The following is a 24,723-nucleotide window of genomic DNA, read 5'->3' as shown; positions in this document are numbered from 1 at the left end:
TCACCGTAAGGTGCCCGTAAGAGCGTGGCGATACGGTTGCGTGTCGGCAAGAAAAACGGCAGCACCAGAATCATTCATCGGAGACACACCATGTCGAATGCCATTCAATCCGTCCTGGTCGAGAATCGCGTATTCCCGCCGCCGGCGAGCGCCGTGCAAGGCGCCGCGATTTCGGGCATGGACGCCTATTGGGCCCTGTGCGAGGAAGCGGACAAGGATTTCAACGGGTTCTGGTCGCGCCTGGCGCGCGAGAACCTGCAATGGAGCAAGCCCTTCACCCAGGTCCTGGACGAGTCCGAGGCGCCTTTCTATCGGTGGTTCGGCGATGGCGAACTCAACGTATCGGCCAACTGCCTGGACGTGCACCTGCATAACGGCAACGCCGACAAGACCGCCATCATCTTCGAATCCGACGACGGCAAGGTCGACAAGATCAGCTACCGCGAACTGCTGGCGCGCGTGTGCCGCTTCGCCAATGGCCTGAAGGCCATGGGGTACAAGAAGGGCGACCGCGCCATCATCTACATGCCCATGTCGATCGAGGCGGTGGTGGCCATGCAGGCCTGCGCCCGCCTGGGCGTGACCCACTCGGTGGTGTTCGGCGGCTTCTCGGCCAAGAGCCTGCAGGAGCGTATCGTCGACGTCGGCGCCACGGTGGTGATCACCGCCGACGAGCAGGTGCGCGGCGGCAAGACCATCCCGCTCAAGCCCGCCGTCGAGGAAGCGTTCGCCATGGGCGGTTGCGAGGCCGTTTCCAAGGTGGTGGTGTATCGCCGCACCGGCGGCAAGATCGCCTGGCAGGAAGGGCGCGATGTCTGGATGCACGACGTGGAAGCCGGCCAGGCCGATACCTGCGAGCCGCAGGCGGTCAATGCCGAGCATCCGTTGTTCATCCTGTACACGTCGGGCTCCACCGGCAAGCCCAAGGGCGTGCAGCATGCCTCCGCGGGCTATCTGCTGTGGGCGCTGCTGACCATGAAGTGGACCTTCGACGCCCGCGCCGATGATGTGTACTGGTGCACGGCCGACGTGGGCTGGGTGACCGGCCATACCTATATCACCTACGGCCCGCTGGCCGCCGGCGTGACGCAGGTGGTGTTCGAGGGCGTGCCCACGTTCCCCAATGCCGGACGCTTCTGGGACATGATTGCGCGCCACAAGGTGTCGGTGTTCTATACCGCGCCGACCGCGATCCGCTCGCTCATCAAGGCCGCCGAGGCCAACCAGGAGGTGCACCCGCGCCAATACGACCTGGACAGCCTGCGCATCATCGGTTCGGTGGGCGAGCCCATCAACCCCGAGGCCTGGATCTGGTACCACAAGAACGTCGGCCGCGAGCGCTGCCCGGTCGTCGACACCTGGTGGCAGACCGAGACCGGCGGGCACATGCTCACGCCGCTGCCGGGCGCCACGTCGCTCAAGCCGGGATCGTGCACGCTGCCGCTGCCGGGCATTGTCGCGGCCATCGTCGACGAGACCGGCGGCGATGTCGCGCAGGGCAATGGCGGCTTCCTGGTCATCAAGCGTCCCTGGCCGGCCATGATCCGCAACATCTGGGGCGACCCGGAGCGGTTCAAGAAGAGCTACTTCCCGCCCGAGCTGCGCGGCTACTACCTGGCCGGCGACGGCGCCCAGCGCGACGCCGATGGCTATTTCTGGATCATGGGGCGCATCGACGACGTGCTCAACGTGTCCGGCCACCGCCTCGGCACCATGGAGGTGGAGTCGGCGCTGGTGGCGCACGAAATGGTGGCCGAGGCCGCCGTGGTGGGCCGTCCCGACGACACCACCGGCGAAGCCGTGGTGGCCTTCGTGGTGCTCAAGCGCAGCCGTCCCGAGGGCGACGAAGCCCAGGCCATCGCCAGGCAACTGCGCGACTGGGTGGGCAAGGAAATCGGCCCCATCGCCAAGCCCAAGGACATCCGTTTCGGCGACAACCTGCCCAAGACCCGTTCGGGCAAGATCATGCGCCGCCTGCTGCGCGTGGTCGCCAAGGGCGAGGAAATCACCCAGGACGTGTCCACCCTGGAGAACCCCGCCATCCTCGAGCAACTGGCCAAGCCGTTGTGATCGTGCGGCGTCCGCCCGCCGGACGCCGCACCGGGCGATGCGCCGGCAGGCGCATAATGCCGTCAGCCTGTAGCCAGCCGGGCCGGTCGCATGACCGGCCCGTGCCTTTTCCGGCTTTGCATGGGTTTTCTTGGGAGTACTGGAAGTGAATCGCGCCGCGTTCGATCGGGTGGGCCTGGGCCTGATGCTGCTTACCATCTTCGTGTGGGCGGGCAGCTGGATCGCGATGAAGCTGGTGGTGCCGTACATCGGGCCGTTCGATTTCATCGCGGTGCGCTATCTGTCGGGCGCCGTCGTGCTGTTCAGCATACTGGTGGCGACCGGCCGGCCGCTGGGCATGCCGCCCTGGAAGCTGACCTTGCTTGCCGCCGCGACGCAGATCACCGGATTCCAGGGTTTCGTGCAGACGGCGCTGATCAGCGGCGGCGTGGGCAAGGTGTCGCTGATGGCCTACACCATGCCTTTCTGGGTCGTGCTGTTCGCCTGGGCCTTGCAGGGCGAGCGGCCGACCGCGCGCCATTGGGGCGGCATTGCCCTGGCCGCGGTCGGCCTGGTGTGCTTTCTCGATCCCTGGGCCGGGCTGGGCGATCTGGCGCCGGTCGCGCTGGGCCTGTGCAGCGGCCTGTGCTGGGGCCTGGGCACGGTATTGTCCAAGCGCATGTTCGAGCGCCATGCGCCGGATATCATGACCTTCACCGCCTGGCAGATGCTGCTGGGCGGGGTGGTCATCCTGCCGTTCGCCTGGCTGGTGCCGCAGATTCCCGCCCAATGGGGCGGGTGGCGGCTGTGGCTGGGCATGAGCTATATCGTGCTGGTCGCCACGGCGCTGGGCTGGATCCTGTGGCTGCTGGTGGTGCGCCGGGTGCCGGCCTCGATCGCCGGGCTGTCCAGCCTGGGCGTGCCGGTGGTGGCGGTGCTGCTGGCCTGGGCGATCCTGGGCGAACGGCCCACCCTGACCGAGATGGCCGGCATGGCCCTGATCCTGTTCGGCCTGTGGGTGGTCAGCCGGGCCGTGCGGCCCGCCCCGCGCGCCGTGTCCTGAAACCCCTTACGTGGAGCAACCATGATCGATCTGCGCAGCGATACCGTGACCCGTCCCAGCGCCGCCATGCGGCAGGCCATGGCGGCCGCGCCGGTGGGTGACGATGTGATGGGCGATGACCCCAGCGTACGGCGCCTGCAGGACGAGGTTGCCGCGCGGGCGGGCAAGGAGGCCGGGCTGTTCTTCCCGTCGGGCACGCAGAGCAACCTGGCCGCGCTGATGGCGCATTGCGCCCGCGGCGACGAGTATCTGGTGGGGCAGCAGGCCCATACGTACAAATTCGAGGGAGGCGGCGCTGCGGTGCTGGGCAGCATCCAGCCGCAGCCCGTCGACCATGCCGCCGACGGCAGCCTGCCGCTGGACAGGCTGGCGGCCGCGCTCAAGCCGGGCGGCGATCCGCATTTCGCCCGTACCCGGCTGTTGGCGCTGGAAAACACCTTCCAGGGCCGGGTCATGCCCGCCGGCTATGTCGCGCAGGCCACGGGCTGGGCCCGCGAGCATGGCCTGTCCACCCATCTGGACGGCGCGCGCGTCTTCAATGCGGCCGTGGCCAGCGGCGTGCCGGTGCAACAGCTGTGCGAGCCGTTCGATACGGTTTCGATCTGTTTTTCCAAGGGGCTGGGCGCGCCGGTCGGATCGGTGCTGGTCGGCAGCCGCGCCCTGATCGAGCAGGCGCATCGCTGGCGCAAGATGCTGGGCGGCGGCATGCGGCAGGCCGGCATACTGGCTGCCGCCTGCCTGCACGCGCTGCACCACCACGTCGAGCGCCTGGCGCTAGACCACGACAACGCGGCGCGGCTGGCCGCGGGCCTGGACGGCATCGACGGCGTGCGCGTGCTGGGGCAGCACACCAACATGGTGTTCGCCGAGTTCGATCCGGCCCGGTGCGAATCGCTGACCACGGCGCTGCGCGGGCAGGGAATTCTGATGCGGGCGGTCTATGGCGGGCCGACCCGCCTGGTGACGCACCTGGACGTGGACGCCGACGGCATCGATCGCGTCGTCGACGCGGTACGCGGGCATTGCGCGGCCGCGCGCTGAGCGCGGCGCGTTCTCAGCCGCCCGCCGGGCCGTCGTGCGCCTGGCGGCTGTCGGGCGGCGCCTGGTCGCGCGCCTGCATGCCATAGTCGCGCAATACGTGCGCGACGCGTAGCCGATAGTCCTGGAATACGCCGTTGCGGCCCGCCGATTGGGCTTGCCGGTGCTCGGCCAGCGCGCGCCAGTTGCGCACCGCTTCTTCGTCGCGCCAGAACGACAGCGACAACAGCTTGCCCGGCGTGCTGAGGCTTTCGAAGCGCTCGACCGAAATGAAGCCGTCGATGGCCCGCAGGTGGGGCAGCAGGCCGGCGGCGATATCCAGGTAGGCGGCGCGCCCGCCTTCGGCGGCGGGCTGCACTTCGAAAATGACGGCGATCATGGCGTGTCTCCGGGCGGGAAGTGGAACCGCGGTACGCGGGCATTGGGCAGCGGACGGTAGCGCACGCGCCGCGCCAGCGCCGGCGCGTCCACGCCGTGGCGCAAGGCATGCGCCAGCGCCTGGGCCGCGTGCAGCAGGGCGGGCGTGCGGCCCGGACAGGCATGGCGCTCGGCGCCGAAGGTCCATGGCCAGGCCCCTTCGGCCAGCGCGTGCGCGGCGGCCAGCACCACCAGGATGCCGGCGCCTGCGGGCACGGATTGGCCCAGCAGGGTGGCGGGCGCGGCCAGGAAGCGCCGGGTGTTGTGCAGCGGCGGATCGTGGCGCGCCACGTGGGTGACGATCTCCACGCAGGTATGCAGCAGGTCCGGCGCGGCCGCCGCGGCCGCCGGCGACAGGCGGCCGGCGTGAACCAGCGCATTGCCCAGCAGTCCGGCGCCGGCCTCGCAGGATTGCAGCAGCAGGCCCGCGAGATTGGCCGCCAGCGCATCAGCCTCGACGCCGCCGGCCAGGGCCAGGCGGCGCAGCACGCCCAGCGCCGCGTCGCCGCGGGCGGCGCGCAAATGCGCCAGCATGCGCGCCTGCAGGGCCTGCGCGGCCTGGTCGGCGCGGGCGACGGCCGCCGCGTCGGCGCCGGGCCGACAGGCTGCCATGAACGCCTCGATTTCTCGCGCACAGGATGCCGCGACCTCGTCCGGCAAGCCCATCAGGCAGGCCTGGGCGTGAACCGGCGCCTGGTAGAGATAGCGATCCACCTGGGCCGGATCATTGCCGATCGCCGGCCAGGCGGGCTCGGCCAGGTCCGCCGCGGTGCGTTGGGTCAGATAGGCCGTGAGCATGGGCTTGAGGCGCTCATGGACGGCGCCGTCGTTCATGCGGATGAAGCGGCCGAACATTTGCGCGGCGGGCCCGGCGCCCAGCGCCGCGGGCACGGGTTCCCCGGGCGGGCGCACGCGCGCGGCCGGACAGGTCAGTACCGCACGGATGGCCTGCGGCCCCGCGGCTACCCACAGGCCCAGGCGATCGTCGTGGTAGAACGGCCGTTCGCGCGCCAGGGCGGCATAGTAAGGGTAGGGGTCGGGGTGCGCGACGGCCTCCAGCGGGTCGGCGGGTTGCATGATGTCTCCTCGATGCTGTCTTGCAGTATCGGCGATCACGGGATCGAACGTTTCGTTGTTGTATGAATCGTGGCCTGCAAGGTTGCCTTGCCGTCCAGCAGCGCGGCGTAGCCGGCGCGCGAGTCCGGCCATTGCAGTTGCAGGCCGCTGGCGCGCAGGCGCGCGTTGCACAGCCGCTTGCTGCCGACCTGCGCGGGCGCCGGGCCTTCGCCGGGCGGGGGCGCGCCGGCCAGCGTCGCCAGTGCGGCGTACAGTTCGTGCAGGGGCAGCGGGGTATCGTCGCAGCCCAGGTAGAGCTTCTCGGGGGCGGGCAGGCGCAGCAGGTGCGCGATCGCGGCCGCCGCGTCGTCGATGTGGATGCGGTTGGCCCAATGGGGCGGGTCGACGGGCGCGCGGGCTTGCCCCGCGCGCAGCCGCTCCAGCAGCTGCAGGCGGCCCGGTCCATACAGGCCCGCCAGGCGCAGCACCACGGCCTGGCCGGGCCATGCGTCCAGCGAGCGCTCGGCCTCGAGCAGGCTGCGGCCATTGAAGCCCAGCGGGCCGGGGGGCGTATGTTCGTCCACCCACTGCCCGTCGTGCTCGCCGTAGACGGCCGAGGACGAGACGAACAGCGTGCGGCGCAGGGCCGCCGTGTCCAGCGCGTCGCGCAGGTGGCGCAGACCATCGACGAAAATCTCGCGATAGCGGGCCGGGTCGCGCGCGCCGGGGGCCGGCAGGTAGACGACCTGGGTCAGGCCGTCCGGCAGGCCGGCCAGTGTCGCGGGTTGCGTCAGGTCGGCGGCGATCCAGCGCAGCCCGCCATCCTCGGCCGGCGGCGGCTGGCGCCGCAACGCCCAGACCTGGTCGCCGCGCGCCAGCAGGCGCCGCGCCACGCGCACGCCCAGGTCGCCGCAGCCGGCCAGCAGCACTCGTTCGCTCATGCGAGGCCTCCCCCGTGGTTGACGGGCACACGGTCTGGAAAAAAGGCGCCGCGAGGGCGCCTGGTATCCTGCCGGCGCCCACGTGCGCGCCCGCGCTTACATGCCGCTGTAGACCGGTCCCTCGCCGCCTTGCGGCGCGACCCAGACGATGTTCTGGGTGGGATCCTTGATGTCGCAGGTCTTGCAGTGCACGCAGTTCTGCGCGTTGATCTGCAAGCGGTCGGCGCCGTGGTCGTCCTTGATGAACTCGTACACGCCGGCCGGACAGTAGCGCGACTCGGGGCCGCCATACTTGGCCAGATTGACCGCCACCGGTACGCTGTCGTCCTTCAGCGTCAAGTGCACCGGCTGGTTCTCTTCGTGGTTGGTGTTGGAGATGAACACCGAGCTCAGCTTGTCGAAGGTCAGCTTGCCGTCGGGCTTGGGGTAGTCGATGCGGGCGCACTGCGATGCCGGCTGCAGGCAGGCATGGTCAGGCTTGTTGTGGCGCAGGGTCCAGGGGAACTTGCCCTTGAGCAGCCACTGCTCGATACCGGTCATGAAGGTGCCGACGGTGCGGCCCTTCTTGAACCACTGCTTGAAGTTGCGCGCCTTGTTCAGCTCGGCGTGCAGCCACGAAGACTCGAAGGCGCTGGCGTAGCTGGCCAGCTCGTCGTGGCTGCGATCGCTCGCCACGGCGTCGAAGGCCGCCTCGGCCGCCATCTTGCCGCTCTTGATGGCGGCGTGGCTGCCCTTGATGCGCGATGCATTCAGGAACCCGGCTTCGCAGCCGATCAGCGCGCCGCCCGGGAAGGCCAGCTTGGGCAGCGACAGCAGTCCGCCCGCGGTGATGGCCCGCGCGCCATAGGCGATGCGCTTGCCGCCTTCGAAGGTGCCGCGGATGGCAGGGTGGGTCTTGTAGCGCTGGAATTCCTCGAACGGCGACAGCCACGGATTGGCGTAGTCCAGGCCCACGATCAGGCCGACCACCACCACGTTGTTGTCCAGGTGATAGAGGAACGAGCCGCCGTAGGTGTCGGAGTCCAGCGGCCAGCCGGCGGTATGCACCACCAGGCCCGGACGCGACTGGGCCGGGTCGACCTCCCACATTTCCTTGATGCCGATGCCGTACGATTGCGGGTTGCGGCCCTCGTCCAGCTTGTAGCGGCCGATCAGCTGGCGGCCCAGCTGGCCGCGCGACCCTTCGGCAAATAGCGTGTAGCGCGCCAGCAGTTCCATGCCGGGCTGGTAGTGGTCGGTGTGCGTGCCGTCGCGCGCCACGCCCATGTCGCCGGTGGCTACGCCGCGCACCGCGCTGTTTTCGTCGTACAGCACTTCGGCCGCCGCGAAACCGGGGAAAATGTCCACGCCGAGCGCTTCGGCCTGTTCGCCCAGCCACTTCACCACGTCGCCCAGGCGCACGATGTAGTTGCCTTCGTTGTGGAAACAGGCCGGCAGCAGCCAGTTGGGCGTGGAGCGCGCGCCGGTGGCGCTCAGGAAGAGGAATTTGTCCTGCGTCACGGGCACGTTCAGCGGCGCGCCCTTTTCCTTCCAGTCGGGGATCAGTTCGGTCAGGGCCTGCGGGTCCATGACGGCGCCCGACAGAATATGCGCGCCGAGCTCGGAGCCCTTCTCCAGGACACAGACGCTGACTTCGTGGTTCTTTTCCGCGGCAAGCTGCTTGAGGCGGATGGCCGCGGCCAGCCCAGCCGGCCCGCCACCGACCACAACCACGTCATATTCCATTGACTCACGTTCGGACATTACACAGTTCCCCTCTGTTAACCCTGATATGGCTGGAAGTATTATCGGCGATTGTATTGCAGCCGGCGCCGCGCCGGCTGCGCATGGTCGATTATCAGGAGTACGGTAAGTGAACCGCGACGAGCACGCTGTGCGCACGCTGGAGGTGGGAGACGCCCACCAGGTGGATATTCCGCTGCGCTGGGGCGATTCGGATTGCCTCAATCATGTCAACAACACGATTTATTTCCGGATGATGGAGGAGGCGCGGGTGCGCATCCTGTATGAGGCCGGTTACGAGCTGCCGGGCCAGTTCGGCGTCATCCTGGCCCACGCCTCGTGCGATTTCCTGCGCCCGCTTACCTATCCCGGCGAGGTGCGGGTGACCCATACGGTGGTGCGCATCGGGCGCTCCAGCATGGACCTGGACCTGACCCTGGAGAAGGTGGGCGAGGAGGGCGAGCCCTACGCGCGCAGCCGCAATGTGCTGGTGTGGGTCAACTACCAGACCAATCGCGCCGAACCCTGGCCGGCCGGCCTGCTGGAGCGGATGGCCGCGCAAATGCGGCCGGCGGCCTGAAGCGATCGCTTGCCGGTACAATTTGCGGCAGAGCAAAAAACAGCGCAGGCGCGATCCGCCAGGGCCGGGCCTGTACCAGATCATTTCAATAGGAGCTGGAGCGATGGACAAGGTTTATGCAAGCGCCGCCGAGGCGCTGGCAGGCGTCGTCAAGGACGGCCAGATGATCGCCGTGGGCGGTTTCGGCCTGTGCGGGATTCCCGAGGCGCTGATCGCCGCGCTGCGCGATTCCGGCGTCAAGGGGCTGACCTGCATCAGCAACAACGCCGGGGTCGACGGCTTCGGACTGGGCCAGTTGCTCAACACGCGGCAGATCAGCAAGATGATCGCCTCGTACGTTGGCGAGAACAAGGAATTCGAACGCCAGTTCCTGTCGGGCGAGCTCGAGCTGGAATTCACGCCGCAGGGCACGCTGGCCGAGAAGCTGCGCGCCGGCGGCGCCGGCATTCCGGCCTTCTTCACGCGTACCGGCGTGGGTACGGTGGTGGCCGATGGCAAGGAAATCCGCGAATTCGACGGCCATCAGTATGTGATGGAGCGTGCGCTGGTGCCCGATGTCTCGCTGGTCAAGGCGCATATCGCCGACCGCAGCGGCAACCTGGTTTTCCGCAAGACGGCCCGCAACTTCAATCCGAACGTGGCGATGGCCGGCAAGATGACGGTGGTGGAGGTCGAGGAGATCGTCGAGACCGGCACGCTGGATCCCGATCAGGTCCATCTGCCCGGCATCTATGTGCACCGGATCGTGGTCAACGCCACCCCGGAAAAGCGCATCGAGCAACGCACCACTCGCCCGGCCTAAGGAGAATACGACATGGCATGGTCCCGCGATGAAATGGCGGCGCGCGCGGCGCGCGAACTGCAAGACGGTTTTTATGTGAACCTGGGCATCGGCTTGCCGACCCTGGTCGCCAACCACGTTCCCAAGGGCGTGGAAGTATGGCTGCAATCCGAGAACGGCCTGCTTGGCATCGGCCCGTTTCCCACCGACGACGAGGTCGACGCCGACCTGATCAACGCCGGCAAGCAGACCGTCACCACCTTGCCCGGGTCGTCGATCTTCTCCTCGGCCGATTCGTTCGCCATGATCCGTGGCGGCAAGATCAACCTGGCCATCCTGGGGGCCATGCAGGTCTCCGAGAAGGGCGACCTGGCCAACTGGATGATTCCGGGCAAGATGGTCAAGGGCATGGGCGGCGCCATGGATCTGGTGGCCGGCGTCGGCAAGGTCGTGGTGCTGATGGAGCACGTGGCCAGGAAGAAGGACGGCACCGAAGACATCAAGCTGCTGCCCGAATGCAAGCTGCCGCTGACCGGCGTCGGGGTGGTCGACCTGATCATCACCGACCTGGGCGTCATGAAAGTGACCGAAGACGGCCTGAAGCTGCTGGAGCTGGCGCCGGGTGTGACGGTCGACGAAATCAAGGCAAAGACCCTTGCCAAGCTGGATGTTTCCGCTGTGAAGTAAGGTTGGTTCATTTTTGTATGTAAGGCGCCGGCGTTAGCCGGCGTTTTTTTCGCCCATGGCCATGGCTCGCGCTGGGACGGCGGGCGTGCGGCGTGCCGGAGAAAGGGTATTCCCCGAGTTTGAAAATATTTTTTCTTCCATAAAATAATCACGTAAACAGATTTACATTTTTGCTGGCCCACTCTCCGCAACCCGTTTTGCTTTCTCCGGCGCCGCCGCCTCCATGACCCTCCCCCCTACGTCCATCGCCGACCGCATCGCGCGCGCGCAACCCGCCTTCAGCCGGACCCAGCACCGCATGGCCGAGTACGTGCTGGCGCACCAGTTCCGGGTCGCCACCATGACCATCGACGAGTTCGCGGTCGCGGTCGGGGTGTCGGTGGCCACGGCGAACCGCTTTGCCCGCGTGCTGGAATTGCCCGGCTATCCGCAGTTCCGCGCCGAGCTGGCGCGCGGTTTCGAATCGGCGCTGGAGCCGGTCGAGAAGCTGCGCATCGAGCTGGCGCACTCCGCCAGCGCGGCGCAGGTCTTCGCCGCGACGCTGCAGGAAGACATCCACAACGCGCAGATGACTTTGCAGGCGCTGGATGCCGGCGCGTGCGAGCGGGCGGTCGAGGCGATTCTCAACGCCGAGCGGGTGTTCATCATCGGGTTTGGCGCCAGCGGTTTCCTGGCCGGCCTGCTGCAGCGCGGCCTGTGCATGCACCTGCATGCGGTCGAATCGCTGGCCGGCCCGGGCGGCGTGTCGCATGCGGCGCGCCAGATGTCGCGCATGACTTCGCGCGACCTCGTGATCGCCCTGGCCTTTCCCCGCTATCTGGCCGACACGGTCACGCTGGCCAATGCCGCCAAGCTGGCGGGAGTGCCGGTGCTGGTGCTGACGGACAAGCCGACTTCGCCGCTGGCGCCGTGCGCCACCGTGGCCTTGTATGCCCATATGTCGCGCCAGTTGTCGTCCAACGCGGAAACCGCCGCGCTGGGCCTGATCGAAGCGTTGTCCGCCGCGGTGGCGCATCGCGCCAAGAATTCGATAGCAGCCGCTGCCGGCGTGGCGCAGTCCGTCATGCCCTGGCTGATTCATGGTGAAGCAGGAGCAGGAAAACGATGACGCAGCCCATCATCGCCATTCATGGCGGGGCCGGCGCGATATCGCGCGCGGCCATGCCGGCCGACAAGGAAAAGGAATACCTGGACGCCCTGGCGCGCATCGTCGCCGCCGGCCAGGCGGTGCTGGCCGGCGGCGGCAGCGCCATCGACGCGGTCACCGAGGCCGTGCGCCTGCTGGAAGACTGCCCGCTGTTCAACGCCGGCCACGGCGCGGTGTTCACGAGCGCCGGTACCCATGAGCTGGACGCGGCCATCATGGACGGGGCCACGCTGCGTTCGGGAGCCATTGCCAATGTGGATTGCGTGCGCAACCCCGTGCGGGCCGCGCGCGCGGTCATGGAGCACAGCAAGCATGTGCTCTTCGTCGGCGAGGGGGCGGTCGCCTTCGCGCGCGAGCACGGGCTGGAGCTGGTCGATCCCGGCTATTTCTCCACCGAGGCGCGGCGCGAGCAACTGTTGCGGGTGCAGCGCGAAACGCCCGGGGCGGCTGTGCTGGACCACGACGGCCAGGCCCTGGTGACGCAAGGCCAGCCGGCCCCCGCCGACCCGCTGGATGCCGACAGGAAATTCGGCACGGTGGGCGCGGTGGCGCTGGACGCGCAGGGCAACCTGGCCGCGGCGACCTCCACCGGCGGCATCACCAACAAGCAGGTCGGGCGCGTGGGCGACGCGCCGCTGATCGGCGCGGGCACGTATGCCAGCAACCGGACCTGTGCCGTTTCCACCACGGGAACCGGAGAAATGTTCATTCGCATGGTCGCTGCGTACGACGTGGCGGCCCAGATGGAGTATTGCGGCGCCACGCTGGCGCAGGCGGCCGACCGGGTGGTGCACGACAAGCTGCCCACCATCGAAGGCAAGGGCGGCCTGGTCGCCGTCGACGCCCATGGCAACGTGGCCCTGCCGTTCAATACCGAGGGCATGTACCGCGGCCATGGCCGCGTGGGCGAGCCGCCGGTGGTCGCCATTTACCGATAGGGCGCGCGCAAGCGGCCTGGGTAATACAGTACGGGAATCGAAATATGGTTGATCGCGCAAACAGCCTGGCGATGCCGGAGAACCGCGTGGTTCAGGTCGAGGACCTGACGGTGCGTTTCGTCGGCGCCGAACGCACCGTGGAAGCGGTGCGCAACCTGTCCTTTCACGTCGACCGGGGCGAGACCCTGGCCATCGTGGGCGAATCCGGCTCGGGCAAATCGGTGACCTCGCTGGCGCTGATGCGCCTGGTCGAGCATGGCGGCGGACGCATCGCCCAGGGGCGCATCGCGCTGCGCCGCCGCAACGGCGACATCGTCGACCTGGGCGCGTCGTCGCAGCGGGCCATGCGCAGCGTACGCGGCGCCGACATGGCCATGATTTTCCAGGAGCCGATGACCTCGCTGAACCCGGTGTTCACCGCCGGCGAGCAGATTGCCGAAACCATCCGGCTGCACCAGGGCAAGGACGCCGCGGCCGCGCGCGCCGAGGCGCTGCGCATGCTCGAGCAGGTGCGCATTCCCGAGGCGCGGTCGGTCATGGACCGTCATCCGCACCAGCTTTCCGGCGGCATGCGCCAGCGCGTGATGATCGCCATGGCGCTGGCCTGCAAGCCCGCGCTGCTGATCGCCGACGAGCCGACCACGGCGCTGGATGTCACGATCCAGGCGCAAATCCTGCAGCTGATCCGCCAGCTGCAGGAGGAAATGCGCATGGGCGTCGTGTTCATCACCCACGACATGGGCGTGGTCGCCGAAGTGGCCGACCGCGTGCTGGTGATGTATCGCGGCGACAAGGTGGAGGAGGGGCCTTCCGAACGCATCTTCGCCCAGCCCCGGCACCGCTACACGCAGGCCTTGCTGTCGGCCGTGCCCAAGCTGGGCGCCATGCAGGGCACCGACCACCCGGCGCGTTTTCCGTTGCTGCGCGTCGACGAGTCCGCGGCCGCCGAGCCCGAGCCGCCGGCCACGCCTGCCGGGCCGGCCGCGCCGGCGCCTGCCGAGAGCGGGCCGGCCGGCGAGCGCCAGCCCATCCTCAGCGTGCGCGACCTGATCACCCGTTTCGACCTGCGCGGCGGCATCTTCAGCCGCGTGCAGCGGCGCGTGCACGCGGTCGAGAAAGTCAGCTTCGACCTCTACCCCGGCGAAACCCTGTCGCTGGTGGGCGAGTCGGGCTGCGGCAAGTCCACCACCGGGCGCTCGCTGCTGCGGCTGGTCGACAGCCAGGGCGGCCAGGTCCATTTCGGCGGGCGCGACATCACCAAGCTGAAGACCGCCGAGCTGCAAGCGCTGCGCCGCGATATCCAGTTCGTGTTCCAGGACCCCTTTGCTTCGCTCGATCCGCGCGTCACGGTGGGGTTCTCCATCATGGAGCCCCTGCTGGTGCACGGCGTGGCCAGCGGCAAGCAGGCCGAGCGGCGCGTGGCCGAGCTGCTCGAGCGCGTGGGCATGCCGCCCGAGATGGCGCAGCGCTACCCGCACGAGTTCTCGGGCGGCCAGCGCCAGCGCATCTGCATCGCGCGCGCGCTCGCCCTCGATCCCAAGGTGGTGATCGCCGACGAGTCCGTGTCGGCGCTCGACGTATCGATCCAGGCGCAGATCGTCAATCTGCTGATCGACCTGCAGCGCGACCTGGGCATCGCCTTCCTGTTCATTTCGCACGATATGGCGGTGGTCGAGCGCGTCAGCCACAGGGTGGCCGTGATGTACCTCGGCCAGATCGTCGAGATCGGCCCGCGCCGGGCGATCTTCGAGAATCCTCAGCATCCCTACACCAGGAAGCTGATGGCGGCCGTGCCGATCGCCGATCCCGCGCGGCGGCATATGTCGCGGACGCTGCTGTCGGACGAGATTCCCAGCCCGATCCGCCAGCTCAATGACGAACCCGTCGTGGCGCCGCTGGTGGCGGTCGGCCCGGATCACTTTGTCGCGCGCCACAGTGTCGGCGGCGCGTATTGAACGCGGTGGCTTGGCGCCTGCCGCATTTTCTTCCTCAACTACGCATCTCCCGCAAAACCAGGAGCCTTCCATGATGAAAGTTCTGCATCCGACCAAGCTGGTGGCCGCCGCCACGCTGGCCTTCAGCGTGCTCGCGTCGCCGCTGGCCCATGCCAGCAAGGACGTAACCTTCGCCGTCGCCATTGCGCTGGAAACGCTCGACCCCTACAACACCAACAGCACGCTGAACCAAGCCGCCGGCAAGGCCTACTATGAAGGGCTGTTCGAGTTCGACAAGGACCTGAAAATCCAGAATCTGCTGGCGACCGGCTACGAAGTCAGCCCGGACGGCCTGGTCTACACGATCAAGCTGCGTGACGGCATCAAGTTCCATGACGGCACCGACTTCAATGCCGACGCCGTCAAGGCCAATTTCGACCGTGTCGCCAATCCGGAAAACCGCCTGTCGCGCTATACGCAGTTCAACCGCGTGGCCAAGACCGAAGTGGTCGATCCGCATACCGTGCGCATCACGCTGAAAGAACCGTTCTCGGCCTTCATCAACGCGCTGGCCCACCCGGCCGCCATGATGATCTCGCCGGCCGCGCTGCAGAAGTACGGCAAGGAGATCGGCTTTCATCCGGTGGGTACCGGTCCGTTCAAGTTCGTCGAGTGGAAACCTGCCGAGTACCTGAAGGTCGAGAAATTCGACGGCTACTGGCGCAAGGGCTATCCGAGGGTCGACACCCTGACTTTCCGCACGGTCACCGACAACAATACGCGCGCCGCCGTGGTGCAGACCGGCGAGGCGCAGTTCGCCTTCCCGATTCCCTACGAGCAGGCCGCGGTCCTGACCAAGAACGACAAGCTGGACGTGGTGGACCACAAGAATTCCATCATGGCGCGCTACCTGTCCATGAACACCCGCGTCAAGCCGTTCGACAACGTCAAGGTGCGCCAGGCGATCAACTACGCGATCAACAAGCAGGCGCTGGCCAAGGTGGCGTTCAACGGCTACGCGACCGTGGTCGACGGCGTGGTGCCGCAGGGCGTGGACTTCGCATACAAGATCGGCCAGTGGCCGTACGATCCGGCCAAGGCGCGCGCGTTGCTGAAGGAAGCCGGCTATCCGAACGGTTTCGAGACCTCGCTGTGGTCCGCCTATAACGACGGCACGTCGGTCAAGGTCGTGCAGTTCCTGCAGCAGCAACTGGCCCAGGTCGGCATCAAGGCCTCGGTCGAGGTGCTGGAGTCCGGCCAGCGCGTACAGCGCGTGCAGCAGGTGCAAAAGCCCGAGGACGCCAAGGTGCGCATGTACTACGCGGGCTGGTCGTCGTCGACCGGCGAGGCCGATTGGGGCCTGCGGCCCTTGCTGAGCACCGCCGCGCTCCCGCCGGTGATGAACAACATCTCGTACTACTCGAACCCGAAGGTGGACGACAGCCTGATGAAGGCGCTGGCCACCACCGATCGCAGCGAGAAGGCCGAGCTGTACAAGAACGCGCAGGAAACCATCTGGAACGACGCCCCGTGGGCGTTCCTGGTGACCCAGAACAATGTGTACGTGAAGTCGAAGAATCTGTCCGGCGTCTACGTCGAGCCGGATACCTCGTTCTGGTTCGGCGACATCGACCTGAAGCAGTAACACCTGGCAATGCCACATCCGGCGGGGGCGCGCGACCCCCGCCGGTGTCGCGGGAATTCCAATGCTGACCTATATCGTCAAACGTCTGTTGGGCATGATCCCCACCCTGTTGCTGGTGGCCGTGGTCGTGTTCCTTTTCGTGCACATGCTGCCCGGCGACCCGGCGCGGCTGGCCGCCGGGCAGGAGGCCGACCAGGAAACGGTCGAGCTGGTGCGCCAGGAGCTGGGCCTGGACCTGCCGCTGCCGCAGCAGTTCGTGCGCTACTTCGGCCACATGCTGCAGGGCGATCTCGGGACGTCGCTGCGTACCAAGCGCCCGGTGTCCACCGAAATCGCCGACCGCTTCATGCCCACGTTGTGGCTCACGCTGGCCAGCATGATCTGGTCGGTGGTGTTCGGCATGGCCATCGGCGTGGTCTCGGCGGTCTGGCGCAATCGCTGGCCCGATCGGCTGGGCATGACCCTGGCGGTATCGGGCATTTCGTTCCCGGCGTTTGCGCTAGGCATGATGTTGATGCAGGTGTTCTCGGTGAACCTGGGCTGGCTGCCCACCGTGGGCGCTTCGAGCTGGAAACACTACATTCTGCCGTCGCTGACGCTGGGCGCGGCGGTCGCGGCCGTGATGGCGCGCTTTACGCGCGCCTCGTTCGTCGAGGTGATCCAGGAGGATTTCGTGCGCACGGCGCGCGCCAAGGGCCTGTCCGAGCGCGTGGTGGTGACCAAGCACGCCTTGCGCAATGCGCTCATTCCCGTGGTCACCATGATGGGGCTGCAGTTCGGTTTCCTGCTGGGCGGCTCCATCGTGGTGGAGACCGTGTTCAATTGGCCGGGCCTGGGCAGGCTGCTGGTCGACGCGGTCACGCAGCGCGACTATCCGGTGATCCAGGGCCTGGTGCTGCTGTTCTCGCTGGAATTCATCCTGATCAACCTGATTGTGGACGTGCTGTATGGCGTCATCAATCCCAGCATCCGCTACAAGTGAGGCGGCCATGAGTCACACCAATACCGCCGCCGTGGCCGCGCAGGCCGCCAAGGAGGACGTGCGCACGCCCGCCTCCGAGTTCTGGCGCAAGTTCAAGAAGCAGAAGCTGGCCGTCGGCGCCGGCCTGTTCGTCCTGCTGCTGGCGCTCATCGCCATCCTCGCGCCCTGGATCGTGCCGTTCGATCCGGAGAATTTCTTCGACTACGACGCCCTGAACGCCGGGCCGTCGGCCACTCACTGGCTGGGCGTGGACTCGCTGGGCCGCGACATCTTCAGCCGCATCGTCATGGGCGCGCGAATTTCGCTGGCCGCCGGCTTCCTGTCGGTGGCCATGGGCGCCGTGGTCGGCACGTTCATGGGCCTGATGGCGGGCTACTACCAGGGCTGGTGGGAACGCATCACCATGCGCATTTCCGACGTGCTGCTGGCGTTCCCGGGCATGCTGCTGGCCATCGGCGTGGTGGCGATCCTGGGGTCGAGCATGGTCAACGTCATTGTCGCGGTGGCGGTGTTCAGCGTGCCGGCCTTTGCCCGCCTGGTGCGCGGCAATACGCTGGCGATCAAGCAGATGACCTATGTCGAGGCGGTGCGCAGCGTCGGCGCTTCCGATTGGACTATCATCATGCGGCATATCCTGCCGGGCACGATATCCCCCATCGTCGTGTACGGCACCATGCGCATCGGCACCTCCATCATCACGGCGGCCAGCCTGTCCTTCCTGGGCATGGGGGCGCAGCCGCCCACGCCCGAGTGGGGGGCGATGCTGAGCGAGGCCCGCGCCGACATGGTCATCGCCCCGCATGTGGCGATCTTCCCGGCGCTGGCGATTTTCTTTACCGTGCTGGCGTTCAATCTGCTGGGCGATGGCTTGCGCGACGCGCTGGATCCCCGGATAGACCGCAAGTAGGGCAGGGCGCGCGGCGCATGCAGGCGCCGCGCCGGTCGGGCCGCCCGCGCGGCGGCCCTGTTATCTCCAGGGCCGTGGCGACACGGACGAATGCTATGGAACAATTGGACCTCCCGCGCATCGGCATGCTGCCGGCGGGCGAACTCGATTCGATCGGCGATGTGCCCGGCGTGACCGTCGGGCATTTCACTTTGGCGCAGGGCGCGCGGCAGACCGGCGTCACCGTGGTGCGTCCGCACGAAGGCGATCCGTTTCGCAACAAGGTGCCGGCCGCGGCCACCGTGCTCAATGGTTTCGGCAAGAGCTGTGGCCTGATCCAGGTGGAAGAACTGGGCGTGCTGGAAACGCCTATTGCGCTGACCAATACCTTTGCCGTGGGCGCCGTGGCCAACGCGCAGATCCGCCAGGCCATTGCCGCCAACCCGGAGATCGGGCGCGCCTGGCCGACGGTCAACCCGCTGGTGTTCGAGTGCAACGACGGCTACCTGAATGATATCCAGGCGCAGGCCGTGGCCGAGGTGCACTACGAGCAGGCCTGGCGCGGCGCCGCCAGCGTCTTCGAGCAGGGCTCGGTGGGCGCCGGACGCGGCATGTCCAGTTTCGGGTTCAAGGGCGGCATCGGTTCGGCGTCGCGCCTGGCCGAGGCCTATCCGGGCCAGCGCTATACGGTAGGCGCGCTGGTGCTGTCCAACTTCGGCCAGCGCTCCAGCATGACGATTGCCGGCCGTCCGTTCGGCCGCCGGCTGGCCGCCGCCGCGCGCGACGGCGAACCCGCGGGCCAGCCCGAAAAGGGGTCCATCATCCTGTTGCTGGCGACCGACGCGCCGCTGGATTCGCGCCAATTGCGCCGGCTGTCCCTGCGCGCCGGGGCGGGCCTGGCGCGCACCGGTTCGGTATTCGGCCATGGCAGCGGCGACATCGCCCTGGCGTTTTCCACGGCCTACACGATTCCGCACCTGGCCGAGCGCGGCATGCCGGTGCAGGTGATGCTGCACGAAACCCGTATCGATGCCCTGTTCGAGGCCGCCGCCGAGGCGGTCGAACAGGCCATCGTGGCGGCGCTGTGGCGGGCCGAGACGGTGGCCGGGCGCGACGGCCACGTGCGGCGCGCGATTCGCGAGGCGGCGCCCCAGTGGCGTCAGTGGCTGGCCGAGACGGCCTTCTGACATTCCCCCAATCGAGGCAGTTCTCCATGAAAGTCCTGATTTCGACCGATATCGAAGGCGTGGCCGGCGTGTTCCATGCCGAGCAGGTGCGCCCGGGCAATGGCGAATACGAGCGCGCGCGGGCCTGGATGACCGGCGAGGCCAACGCCGCCATCGCCGGCGCCATCGCGGGCGGAGCCGAGGAAGTGCTGGTCAACGACTCGCACGGCGGCTTTCGCAATCTGCTGCCCGACCAGCTCGACGAGCGGGCCCGCCTGGTGCTGGGCAAGCCGCGCTATCTGGGCATGATGGGCGGGCTCGAGGAGCCCTGCGACGCGGTGTTCATGATCGGCTACCACTCGCGCTCGCAGGGCCGCGGGGTGCTGGCGCACACGATCAACAGCTTCGCGTTCGCGCGCGTCTTCATCAACGGCACGGAGCTGGGCGAGGCCGGCCTGTATGGCGCGCTGGCCGGCGAACTGGGGGTGCCGGTGGCGCTGGCCAGCGGCGACGATGTGTTCATCGCCGAGACCCGCCTACTGTTTCCCGCCGCCCAATGGGTGCAGACCAAGGCCGCGCACGGGCAGGGCAGCGGCGTGACCCTCACGCCGGCCGCCGCGCGGCGGGCCATCGCCCAGGCGGCCGAGACCGCCGTGCGCAATCTGGACGGGCTGGCTCCCCTGCGCATCGCCGCGCCGATAGAATGCCGTTTGCAGACCCAGGGCGCGGCGCTGGCTGACCTGTTCTGCACCTGGCCCACGCTGGAGCGCGTGGACGGCGTCACGCTGCGCTTTACCGTCGACAGCATGCAGGCCGCCATCCGCATGCTCAACAGCCTCGCCGCCATGTCCTTCATGCTGCGTTAAGGAACCTCATGTCTGTCACCGATAACCGTATCGGCGCGCTGCGCCGGGCCATGCGCCAGCACCAGCTGGACGCCTACATCGTGCCGTCGGCCGATCCGCACCTGTCGGAATACCTGCCGGGGCGCTGGCAGGGCCGGCGCTGGCTGTCCGGTTTCACGGGGTCGGTGGGCACATTGGTCGTCACGCGCGATTTCGCCGGGCTGTGGGTCGACAGCCGCTACTGGGTGCAGGCCGAGAACCAGTTGGCCGGCACCGGCGTGACGCTCATGAAGATCGCCCAGGCCAGCACGCCGGGCCACGTGGACTGGCTGGCCGCCCGGTTGCCCGCGGGCAGCAGGGTGGGGGTGGACGGCCAGGTCCTGGGGCTGGCCGCGTTTCGCGCGCTGTCGGCGGCGCTGGCGCCCGCCGGCATCCATCTGGACATCCTGTCCGACCTGCTGCAGGCCATCTGGCCCGACCGGCCGGGCCTGCCGTCGGCGCCCGTCTACGAACTTCCGGCCCCGCACGCCTGCGAGCCGCGCGCCGACAAGCTGGCGCGCGTGCGCGCCGCCATGCGCGCGCAGGGCGCCGATGCGCACTGGCTGTCCACGCTGGACGACATCGCCTGGCTGTTCAACCTGCGCGGCTCGGACGTCGAATACAACCCGGTTTTCCTGGCCCACGCCCTGGTCGGGCCGGATCATGCCACCCTGTTCGTCGCCGATGGCAAGATCGACGCGGCGCTGCGCCAGGCGTTGGCCGCCGATGGGGTCGAGACGGCCGATTATGGGCTGGCCGCCGAAGCGCTGGGTTCGCTGCATACCGACCAGACGCTGCTGATCGATCCGGCGCGCGTCACCTGCGGCGTTTTCCACGCCATGGATCCGGCCGTGCCGCGCATCGAGGCCATCAACCCCTCGACGCTGTACAAGTCGCGCAAGAGCGACGCCGAGCTGGCCAGCGTGCGCGCCGCCATGGAGCAGGACGGCGCGGCGCTGTGCGAGTTCTTCGCCTGGTTCGAGGGCGCGGTGGGCCGCGAGCCGGTCAGCGAATTGACCATCGACGAACGCATCACGGCCGCGCGCAGCCGCCGGCCCGGCTACGTGTGCCCCAGCTTCGCCACCATCGCCGGTTTCAATGCCAACGGCGCCATGCCGCATTACCGGGCCACGCCGCAGGCGCATGCCGCCATCGAGGGCGACGGCCTGCTGTTGATCGATTCCGGCGGCCAGTACCTGGGCGGCACCACCGATATCACGCGGGTGGTCGCCGTCGGCGCGCCCAGCGCCGACCAGAAGGTCGATTTCACGCTGGTGCTCAAGGGCATGATTGCCCTGTCGCGCGCGTCCTTCCCGCGCGGCACGCCTTCGCCCATGCTCGACGCCATCGCCCGGGCTCCCATCTGGGCGGGAGGCGCCGAGTATGGCCACGGCACCGGCCATGGCGTGGGCTATTTCCTCAATGTGCACGAGGGGCCGCAGGTCATCTCGTACCGCGCCGCGCCCGGCCCGCATACCGCCATGGAGCCGGGCATGATCACGTCCAACGAGCCGGGTATCTACCGGCCCGGCCGCTGGGGCGTGCGCATCGAGAACCTGGTGGCCAACCGCACGTGGCTGGAGGGCGAGCTGGGCGAGTTCCTCTGCTTCGAGACCCTGACGCTGTGTCCGATCGACACGCGCTGCATCGACGCCACGCTGCTGCGCGCCGACGAGATCGCCTGGCTGGATGACTACCACCGCACCGTGCGCGAGCGCCTGGCGCCGTGGGTCGAGGGCGCCGCGCTGCAATGGCTGCAGGCGCGCACCCGGCCGCTGGGCGCGGACTGAACGGCCGCCGGACGCAGGTCCGGCGGGCGGGAAATCGGGCACGGGGCTGGCGTGCGGGCGGGCCCCGACCTAACATGGACAGGCGTGCGGACGCCGGCGTGGCGCGCGGCCAACTGTTACCGCCGCCTGCCTAGGGGAAACCCCAACACGTCCGCTTCCCCGGATATAATCCAAATTTCCCGCATGCGTCCGCTCGTCCCGGGCGCTCACTCACGATGACCAAATACGTATTTGTCACCGGCGGTGTGGTGTCTTCCCTGGGCAAAGGGATCGCCGCCGCGTCCCTCGCCGCGATTCTCGAGTCGCGCGGCCTGCAAGTCACCCTGCTCAAGCTGGACCCCTATATCAACGTTGATCCCGGCACCATGAGCCCGTTCCAGCACGGCGAGGTGTTCGTGACCGAGGATGGGGCCGAAACCGACCTGGACCTGGGCCACTACGAGCGCTTCATTTCGGCCCGGATGCGCAAGGTGAACAACTTCACCACCGGCCAGATCTACGAATCCGTCCTGCGCAAGGAACGCCGCGGCGACTACCTCGGCAAGACCGTCCAGGTCATTCCGCACATCACCAACGAAATCCAGGACTTCGTCGCGCGTGGCGCCGAGGCCGCCTGGAATGGCGCCACCGACGTGGCCATCGTCGAGATCGGCGGCACCGTGGGCGACATCGAGTCGCTGCCCTTCCTGGAGGCCGCTCGCCAGATGAGCCTGCGCATGGGGCGCAACAACGCCGCCTTCGTGCACCTGACGCTGGTGCCCTACATCGCGTCGGCCGGCGAGCTCAAGACCAAGCCCACCCAGCATTCGGTACAGAAGCTGCGCGAGATCGGCATCTACCCGAACGTGCTGCTGTGCCGCGCCGATCGCCGCATTCCCGACGACGAGCGCGCCAAGATCTCGATGTTCTCGAACGTACCGCTCGATGCCGTGATTTCGGTCTGGGACGTCGATTCCATCTACAAGATTCCCGCCATGCTGCACAAGCAGGGCGTGGACAACATCGTGTGCGAGGCCCTGGGCCTGACTCCGCCGCCGGCCGACCTGTCCATGTGGGACAACCTGGTCGACGCGCTCGAGCACCCGCAGGATTCCGTCACCATCGGCATGGTCGGCAAGTACGTCGACCTGACCGAGTCGTACAAGTCGCTCAGCGAAGCGTTGGTGCACGCCGGCATCCACACGCGCTCCAAGGTCAATATCGAGTACATCGACTCCGAGGATATCGAGACCCGCGGCACCGACCAGCTCAAGCACCTGGACGCCATCCTGGTGCCCGGCGGCTTCGGCAAGCGCGGCACCGAGGGCAAGATCGCCGCCATCCGCTATGCGCGCGAGAACGGCGTGCCGTACCTGGGCATCTGCCTGGGCATGCAGCTGGCCGTGATCGAGTTCGCGCGCCACGTGGCCGGCCTGGGCGGCGCCAACAGTACCGAGTTCGATCCGGCCGCGCCGCATCCGGTGGTGGCCCTGATCACCGAGTGGATGGACCGCGAAGGCCGCGTCGAGCGCCGCGACAACAGCTCGGATCTCGGCGGCACCATGCGCAAGGGCGCGCAGCGCTGTCCGATCCGCCCGGGCACGCGGGCGCAGTCCATCTACGGCGACGACGTCAACGAGCGCCATCGCCATCGCTACGAAGTCAACAACGTGTATGTCCCCCGGCTCGAAGATGCCGGCATGGTGATCAGCGCGCGCACGCCCACCGAGAACCTGCCCGAGATGATGGAGCTGCCCAGCCATCCGTGGTTCGTGGGCGTGCAGTTCCACCCCGAGTTCACTTCGACGCCGCGCGACGGGCACCCCCTGTTCTCCAGCTATATCCGGGCGGCGCTCGAGCACAAAGCGCAGCGCGCCAAGGAGGCGTGATGAAAGCCTGCGGTTTCGATATCGGCCTGGATCATCCCTTTTTCCTGATCGCCGGCCCGTGCGTCATCGAGTCGCGCGAGCTGGCCTTCGAAACCGCCGGCCGTCTCAAGGAGATCACCGGCAAGCTGGGCGTGCCCTTCATCTACAAGAGCTCGTTCGACAAGGCCAACCGCAGTTCGGGCAAGTCGTTTCGCGGGCCGGGCATGGACGAAGGCCTGAAGATCCTGGCCGACGTGCGCGCCCAGCTGGATGTGCCGGTTCTCACCGACGTCCACGATATCGATCAGGTCGCGCCCGTGGCCGCGGTGGTCGACATGCTGCAGACGCCGGCCTTCCTGTGCCGGCAGACCGACTTCATCCGCGCCTGTGCGGCCACGCTCAAGCCGGTGAACATCAAAAAGGGCCAGTTCCTGGCGCCGCACGACATGCTCCAGGTGGCCCGGAAGGCCCGCGACGCGGCGCTCGAAGCCGGCGGCGACGGCAATAACATCCTGGTTTGCGAGCGTGGCGCTTCTTTCGGATACAACAACTTAGTGTCCGACATGCGTTCGCTCGCTATCATGCGGGAAACCGACTGTCCCGTCGTGTTCGATGCCACGCACTCGGTGCAATTGCCGGGCGGGCAGGGGGCCTCGTCGGGCGGTCAGCGCGAATTCGTGCCGGTGCTGGCGCGTGCCGCCGTTGCGGTCGGCGTGGCCGGGCTGTTCATGGAAACCCATCCCAATCCCGCCTGCGCCATGTCCGACGGCCCCAACGCCGTGCCGCTGGACCGCATGGCGGAGTTGCTTGAATCGCTGGTGGCGCTGGACCGCGTCACCAAACGCAGTGGCTTTCTCGAAAACCAGTTTGTCTGAAGGAATCGCATGAGTGCCTACCTGATCGCCGACGTTTCCGTTACCAAACCCGCGCAGTACGAAGACTATAAGCGCCTGTCCACCCTGGCCATGCGCGCCTACGATGCGAAGGTTCTGGTGCGCGGCGGCGAGTCGCGGCACCTCGAGGGCAGGGAGCCCGGCCGCACGGTCATCATGGAGTTTCCGTCCGTCGACAAGGCGCAGGCCTTCTATGACTCCTATCAGTATCGCCGTGCCCGCAATGCGCGGGAAGGCGCGGCCATCATGAATATGTTTATCGTTCAGGGAATGTAAG

The 24,723-nt window shown here is 67.8% G+C and carries 22 protein-coding genes; 18 read left to right on the top strand and 4 right to left on the bottom strand.

The window, feature by feature from the left end; translation table 11 throughout:
• Nucleotides 1-90 precede the first annotated feature (90 nt).
• From acs to ltaE, 3 genes are all read left to right on the top strand, one after another.
• Nucleotides 91-2,070: an acetate--CoA ligase gene (gene acs, locus LK409_RS14500; RefSeq protein WP_010928984.1), complete on the top strand. Its 1,980-nt coding sequence runs from the start codon at nucleotides 91-93 to the stop codon at nucleotides 2,068-2,070.
• Between the two features lie 145 nt (nucleotides 2,071-2,215).
• Nucleotides 2,216-3,112: a DMT family transporter gene (locus tag LK409_RS14495; RefSeq protein ID WP_010928983.1), complete on the top strand. Its 897-nt coding sequence runs from the start codon at nucleotides 2,216-2,218 to the stop codon at nucleotides 3,110-3,112.
• Nucleotides 3,113-3,133: 21 nt separating this feature from the next.
• A complete protein-coding gene (ltaE, locus tag LK409_RS14490; RefSeq protein ID WP_003813743.1) occupies nucleotides 3,134-4,153 on the top strand; it encodes a low-specificity L-threonine aldolase in 1,020 nt (339 codons plus the stop codon).
• A 13-nt stretch (nucleotides 4,154-4,166) separates the two neighbouring features.
• On the opposite strand, the gene LK409_RS14485 is transcribed toward ltaE, so the two are convergent.
• The 4 genes from LK409_RS14485 to LK409_RS14470 all read right to left on the bottom strand — a co-directional run bounded on the left by LK409_RS14485 (nucleotide 4,167) and on the right by LK409_RS14470 (nucleotide 8,307).
• Entirely contained in the window at nucleotides 4,167-4,529 is a 363-nt protein-coding gene (locus tag LK409_RS14485) for an antibiotic biosynthesis monooxygenase family protein (RefSeq protein WP_003813739.1), read from the bottom strand.
• Nucleotides 4,526-5,683 (bottom strand): cytochrome P450 family protein, encoded by a 1,158-nt coding sequence (locus tag LK409_RS14480; protein WP_010926940.1) that lies wholly within the window; start codon nucleotides 5,681-5,683, stop codon nucleotides 4,526-4,528. The genes LK409_RS14485 and LK409_RS14480 overlap by 4 nt, the downstream gene beginning before the upstream one ends.
• Nucleotides 5,680-6,564 carry an NAD-dependent epimerase/dehydratase family protein gene (locus tag LK409_RS14475; protein ID WP_010928982.1) on the bottom strand — a complete coding sequence of 295 codons (885 nt, stop codon included), beginning with the start codon at nucleotides 6,562-6,564 and terminating at the stop codon, nucleotides 5,680-5,682. The genes LK409_RS14480 and LK409_RS14475 overlap by 4 nt, the downstream gene beginning before the upstream one ends.
• 96 nt (nucleotides 6,565-6,660) lie before the next feature.
• Nucleotides 6,661-8,307 carry an electron transfer flavoprotein-ubiquinone oxidoreductase gene (locus tag LK409_RS14470; RefSeq protein WP_010928981.1) on the bottom strand — a complete coding sequence of 549 codons (1,647 nt, stop codon included), beginning with the start codon at nucleotides 8,305-8,307 and terminating at the stop codon, nucleotides 6,661-6,663.
• A gap of 109 nt (nucleotides 8,308-8,416) precedes the next feature.
• Between LK409_RS14470 and LK409_RS14465 the strand changes: the two genes are divergently transcribed.
• From LK409_RS14465 to LK409_RS14395, 15 genes are all read left to right on the top strand, one after another.
• Nucleotides 8,417-8,866, top strand: coding sequence for an acyl-CoA thioesterase (locus LK409_RS14465; RefSeq protein ID WP_041937264.1), 450 nt, complete (start codon nucleotides 8,417-8,419; stop codon nucleotides 8,864-8,866).
• 103 nt (nucleotides 8,867-8,969) lie between these two features.
• Entirely contained in the window at nucleotides 8,970-9,668 is a 699-nt protein-coding gene (locus LK409_RS14460; RefSeq protein WP_003813728.1) for a CoA transferase subunit A, read from the top strand.
• Between the two features lie 12 nt (nucleotides 9,669-9,680).
• Entirely contained in the window at nucleotides 9,681-10,334 is a 654-nt protein-coding gene (locus tag LK409_RS14455) for a CoA transferase subunit B (protein WP_003813726.1), read from the top strand.
• 223 nt (nucleotides 10,335-10,557) lie between these two features.
• A complete protein-coding gene (locus LK409_RS14450) occupies nucleotides 10,558-11,442 on the top strand; it encodes a MurR/RpiR family transcriptional regulator (protein WP_003813724.1) in 885 nt (294 codons plus the stop codon).
• Entirely contained in the window at nucleotides 11,439-12,419 is a 981-nt protein-coding gene (locus LK409_RS14445; RefSeq protein ID WP_010928977.1) for an isoaspartyl peptidase/L-asparaginase family protein, read from the top strand. Before LK409_RS14450 ends, LK409_RS14445 begins: the two co-directional genes overlap by 4 nt.
• A 44-nt stretch (nucleotides 12,420-12,463) precedes the next feature.
• Nucleotides 12,464-14,374 (top strand): dipeptide ABC transporter ATP-binding protein, encoded by a 1,911-nt coding sequence (locus tag LK409_RS14440; protein WP_010928976.1) that lies wholly within the window; start codon nucleotides 12,464-12,466, stop codon nucleotides 14,372-14,374.
• A gap of 70 nt (nucleotides 14,375-14,444) precedes the next feature.
• A complete protein-coding gene (gsiB, locus tag LK409_RS14435) occupies nucleotides 14,445-15,998 on the top strand; it encodes a glutathione ABC transporter substrate-binding protein GsiB (RefSeq protein ID WP_041937263.1) in 1,554 nt (517 codons plus the stop codon).
• Nucleotides 15,999-16,059: 61 nt separating this feature from the next.
• A complete protein-coding gene (gene gsiC / locus LK409_RS14430; protein WP_003813715.1) occupies nucleotides 16,060-16,980 on the top strand; it encodes a glutathione ABC transporter permease GsiC in 921 nt (306 codons plus the stop codon).
• A 7-nt stretch (nucleotides 16,981-16,987) separates the two neighbouring features.
• Complete coding sequence (gene gsiD, locus LK409_RS14425; protein ID WP_003813711.1) at nucleotides 16,988-17,887, top strand: glutathione ABC transporter permease GsiD; 900 nt, start codon at nucleotides 16,988-16,990, stop codon at nucleotides 17,885-17,887.
• A gap of 17 nt (nucleotides 17,888-17,904) precedes the next feature.
• Nucleotides 17,905-19,053: a DmpA family aminopeptidase gene (locus LK409_RS14420; RefSeq protein WP_010928974.1), complete on the top strand. Its 1,149-nt coding sequence runs from the start codon at nucleotides 17,905-17,907 to the stop codon at nucleotides 19,051-19,053.
• A 26-nt stretch (nucleotides 19,054-19,079) separates the two neighbouring features.
• Nucleotides 19,080-19,898, top strand: a complete 819-nt coding sequence (locus tag LK409_RS14415) for a M55 family metallopeptidase (RefSeq protein WP_010928973.1) — start codon at nucleotides 19,080-19,082, stop codon at nucleotides 19,896-19,898.
• A gap of 8 nt (nucleotides 19,899-19,906) precedes the next feature.
• Nucleotides 19,907-21,706: an aminopeptidase P family protein gene (locus LK409_RS14410; protein WP_010926935.1), complete on the top strand. Its 1,800-nt coding sequence runs from the start codon at nucleotides 19,907-19,909 to the stop codon at nucleotides 21,704-21,706.
• A gap of 215 nt (nucleotides 21,707-21,921) precedes the next feature.
• Nucleotides 21,922-23,574, top strand: coding sequence for a CTP synthase (locus LK409_RS14405; protein WP_003813705.1), 1,653 nt, complete (start codon nucleotides 21,922-21,924; stop codon nucleotides 23,572-23,574).
• Nucleotides 23,571-24,428 (top strand): 3-deoxy-8-phosphooctulonate synthase, encoded by an 858-nt coding sequence (kdsA, locus tag LK409_RS14400; protein ID WP_003813703.1) that lies wholly within the window; start codon nucleotides 23,571-23,573, stop codon nucleotides 24,426-24,428. The genes LK409_RS14405 and kdsA overlap by 4 nt, the downstream gene beginning before the upstream one ends.
• 9 nt (nucleotides 24,429-24,437) lie before the next feature.
• Nucleotides 24,438-24,722, top strand: a complete 285-nt coding sequence (locus LK409_RS14395) for a DUF1330 domain-containing protein (protein WP_003813702.1) — start codon at nucleotides 24,438-24,440, stop codon at nucleotides 24,720-24,722.
• The last annotated feature ends 1 nt before the right edge of the window (nucleotide 24,723 follow it).

Origin of the sequence: Bordetella parapertussis, from assembly GCF_020735925.1 — a bacterium.
In the GTDB taxonomy this organism is placed as follows: Bacteria; Pseudomonadota; Gammaproteobacteria; order Burkholderiales; family Burkholderiaceae_B; genus Bordetella; species Bordetella pertussis.
Note: the sequence above shows the minus strand (reverse complement) of the source record. Positions and strands in the feature narration are given on the sequence as shown.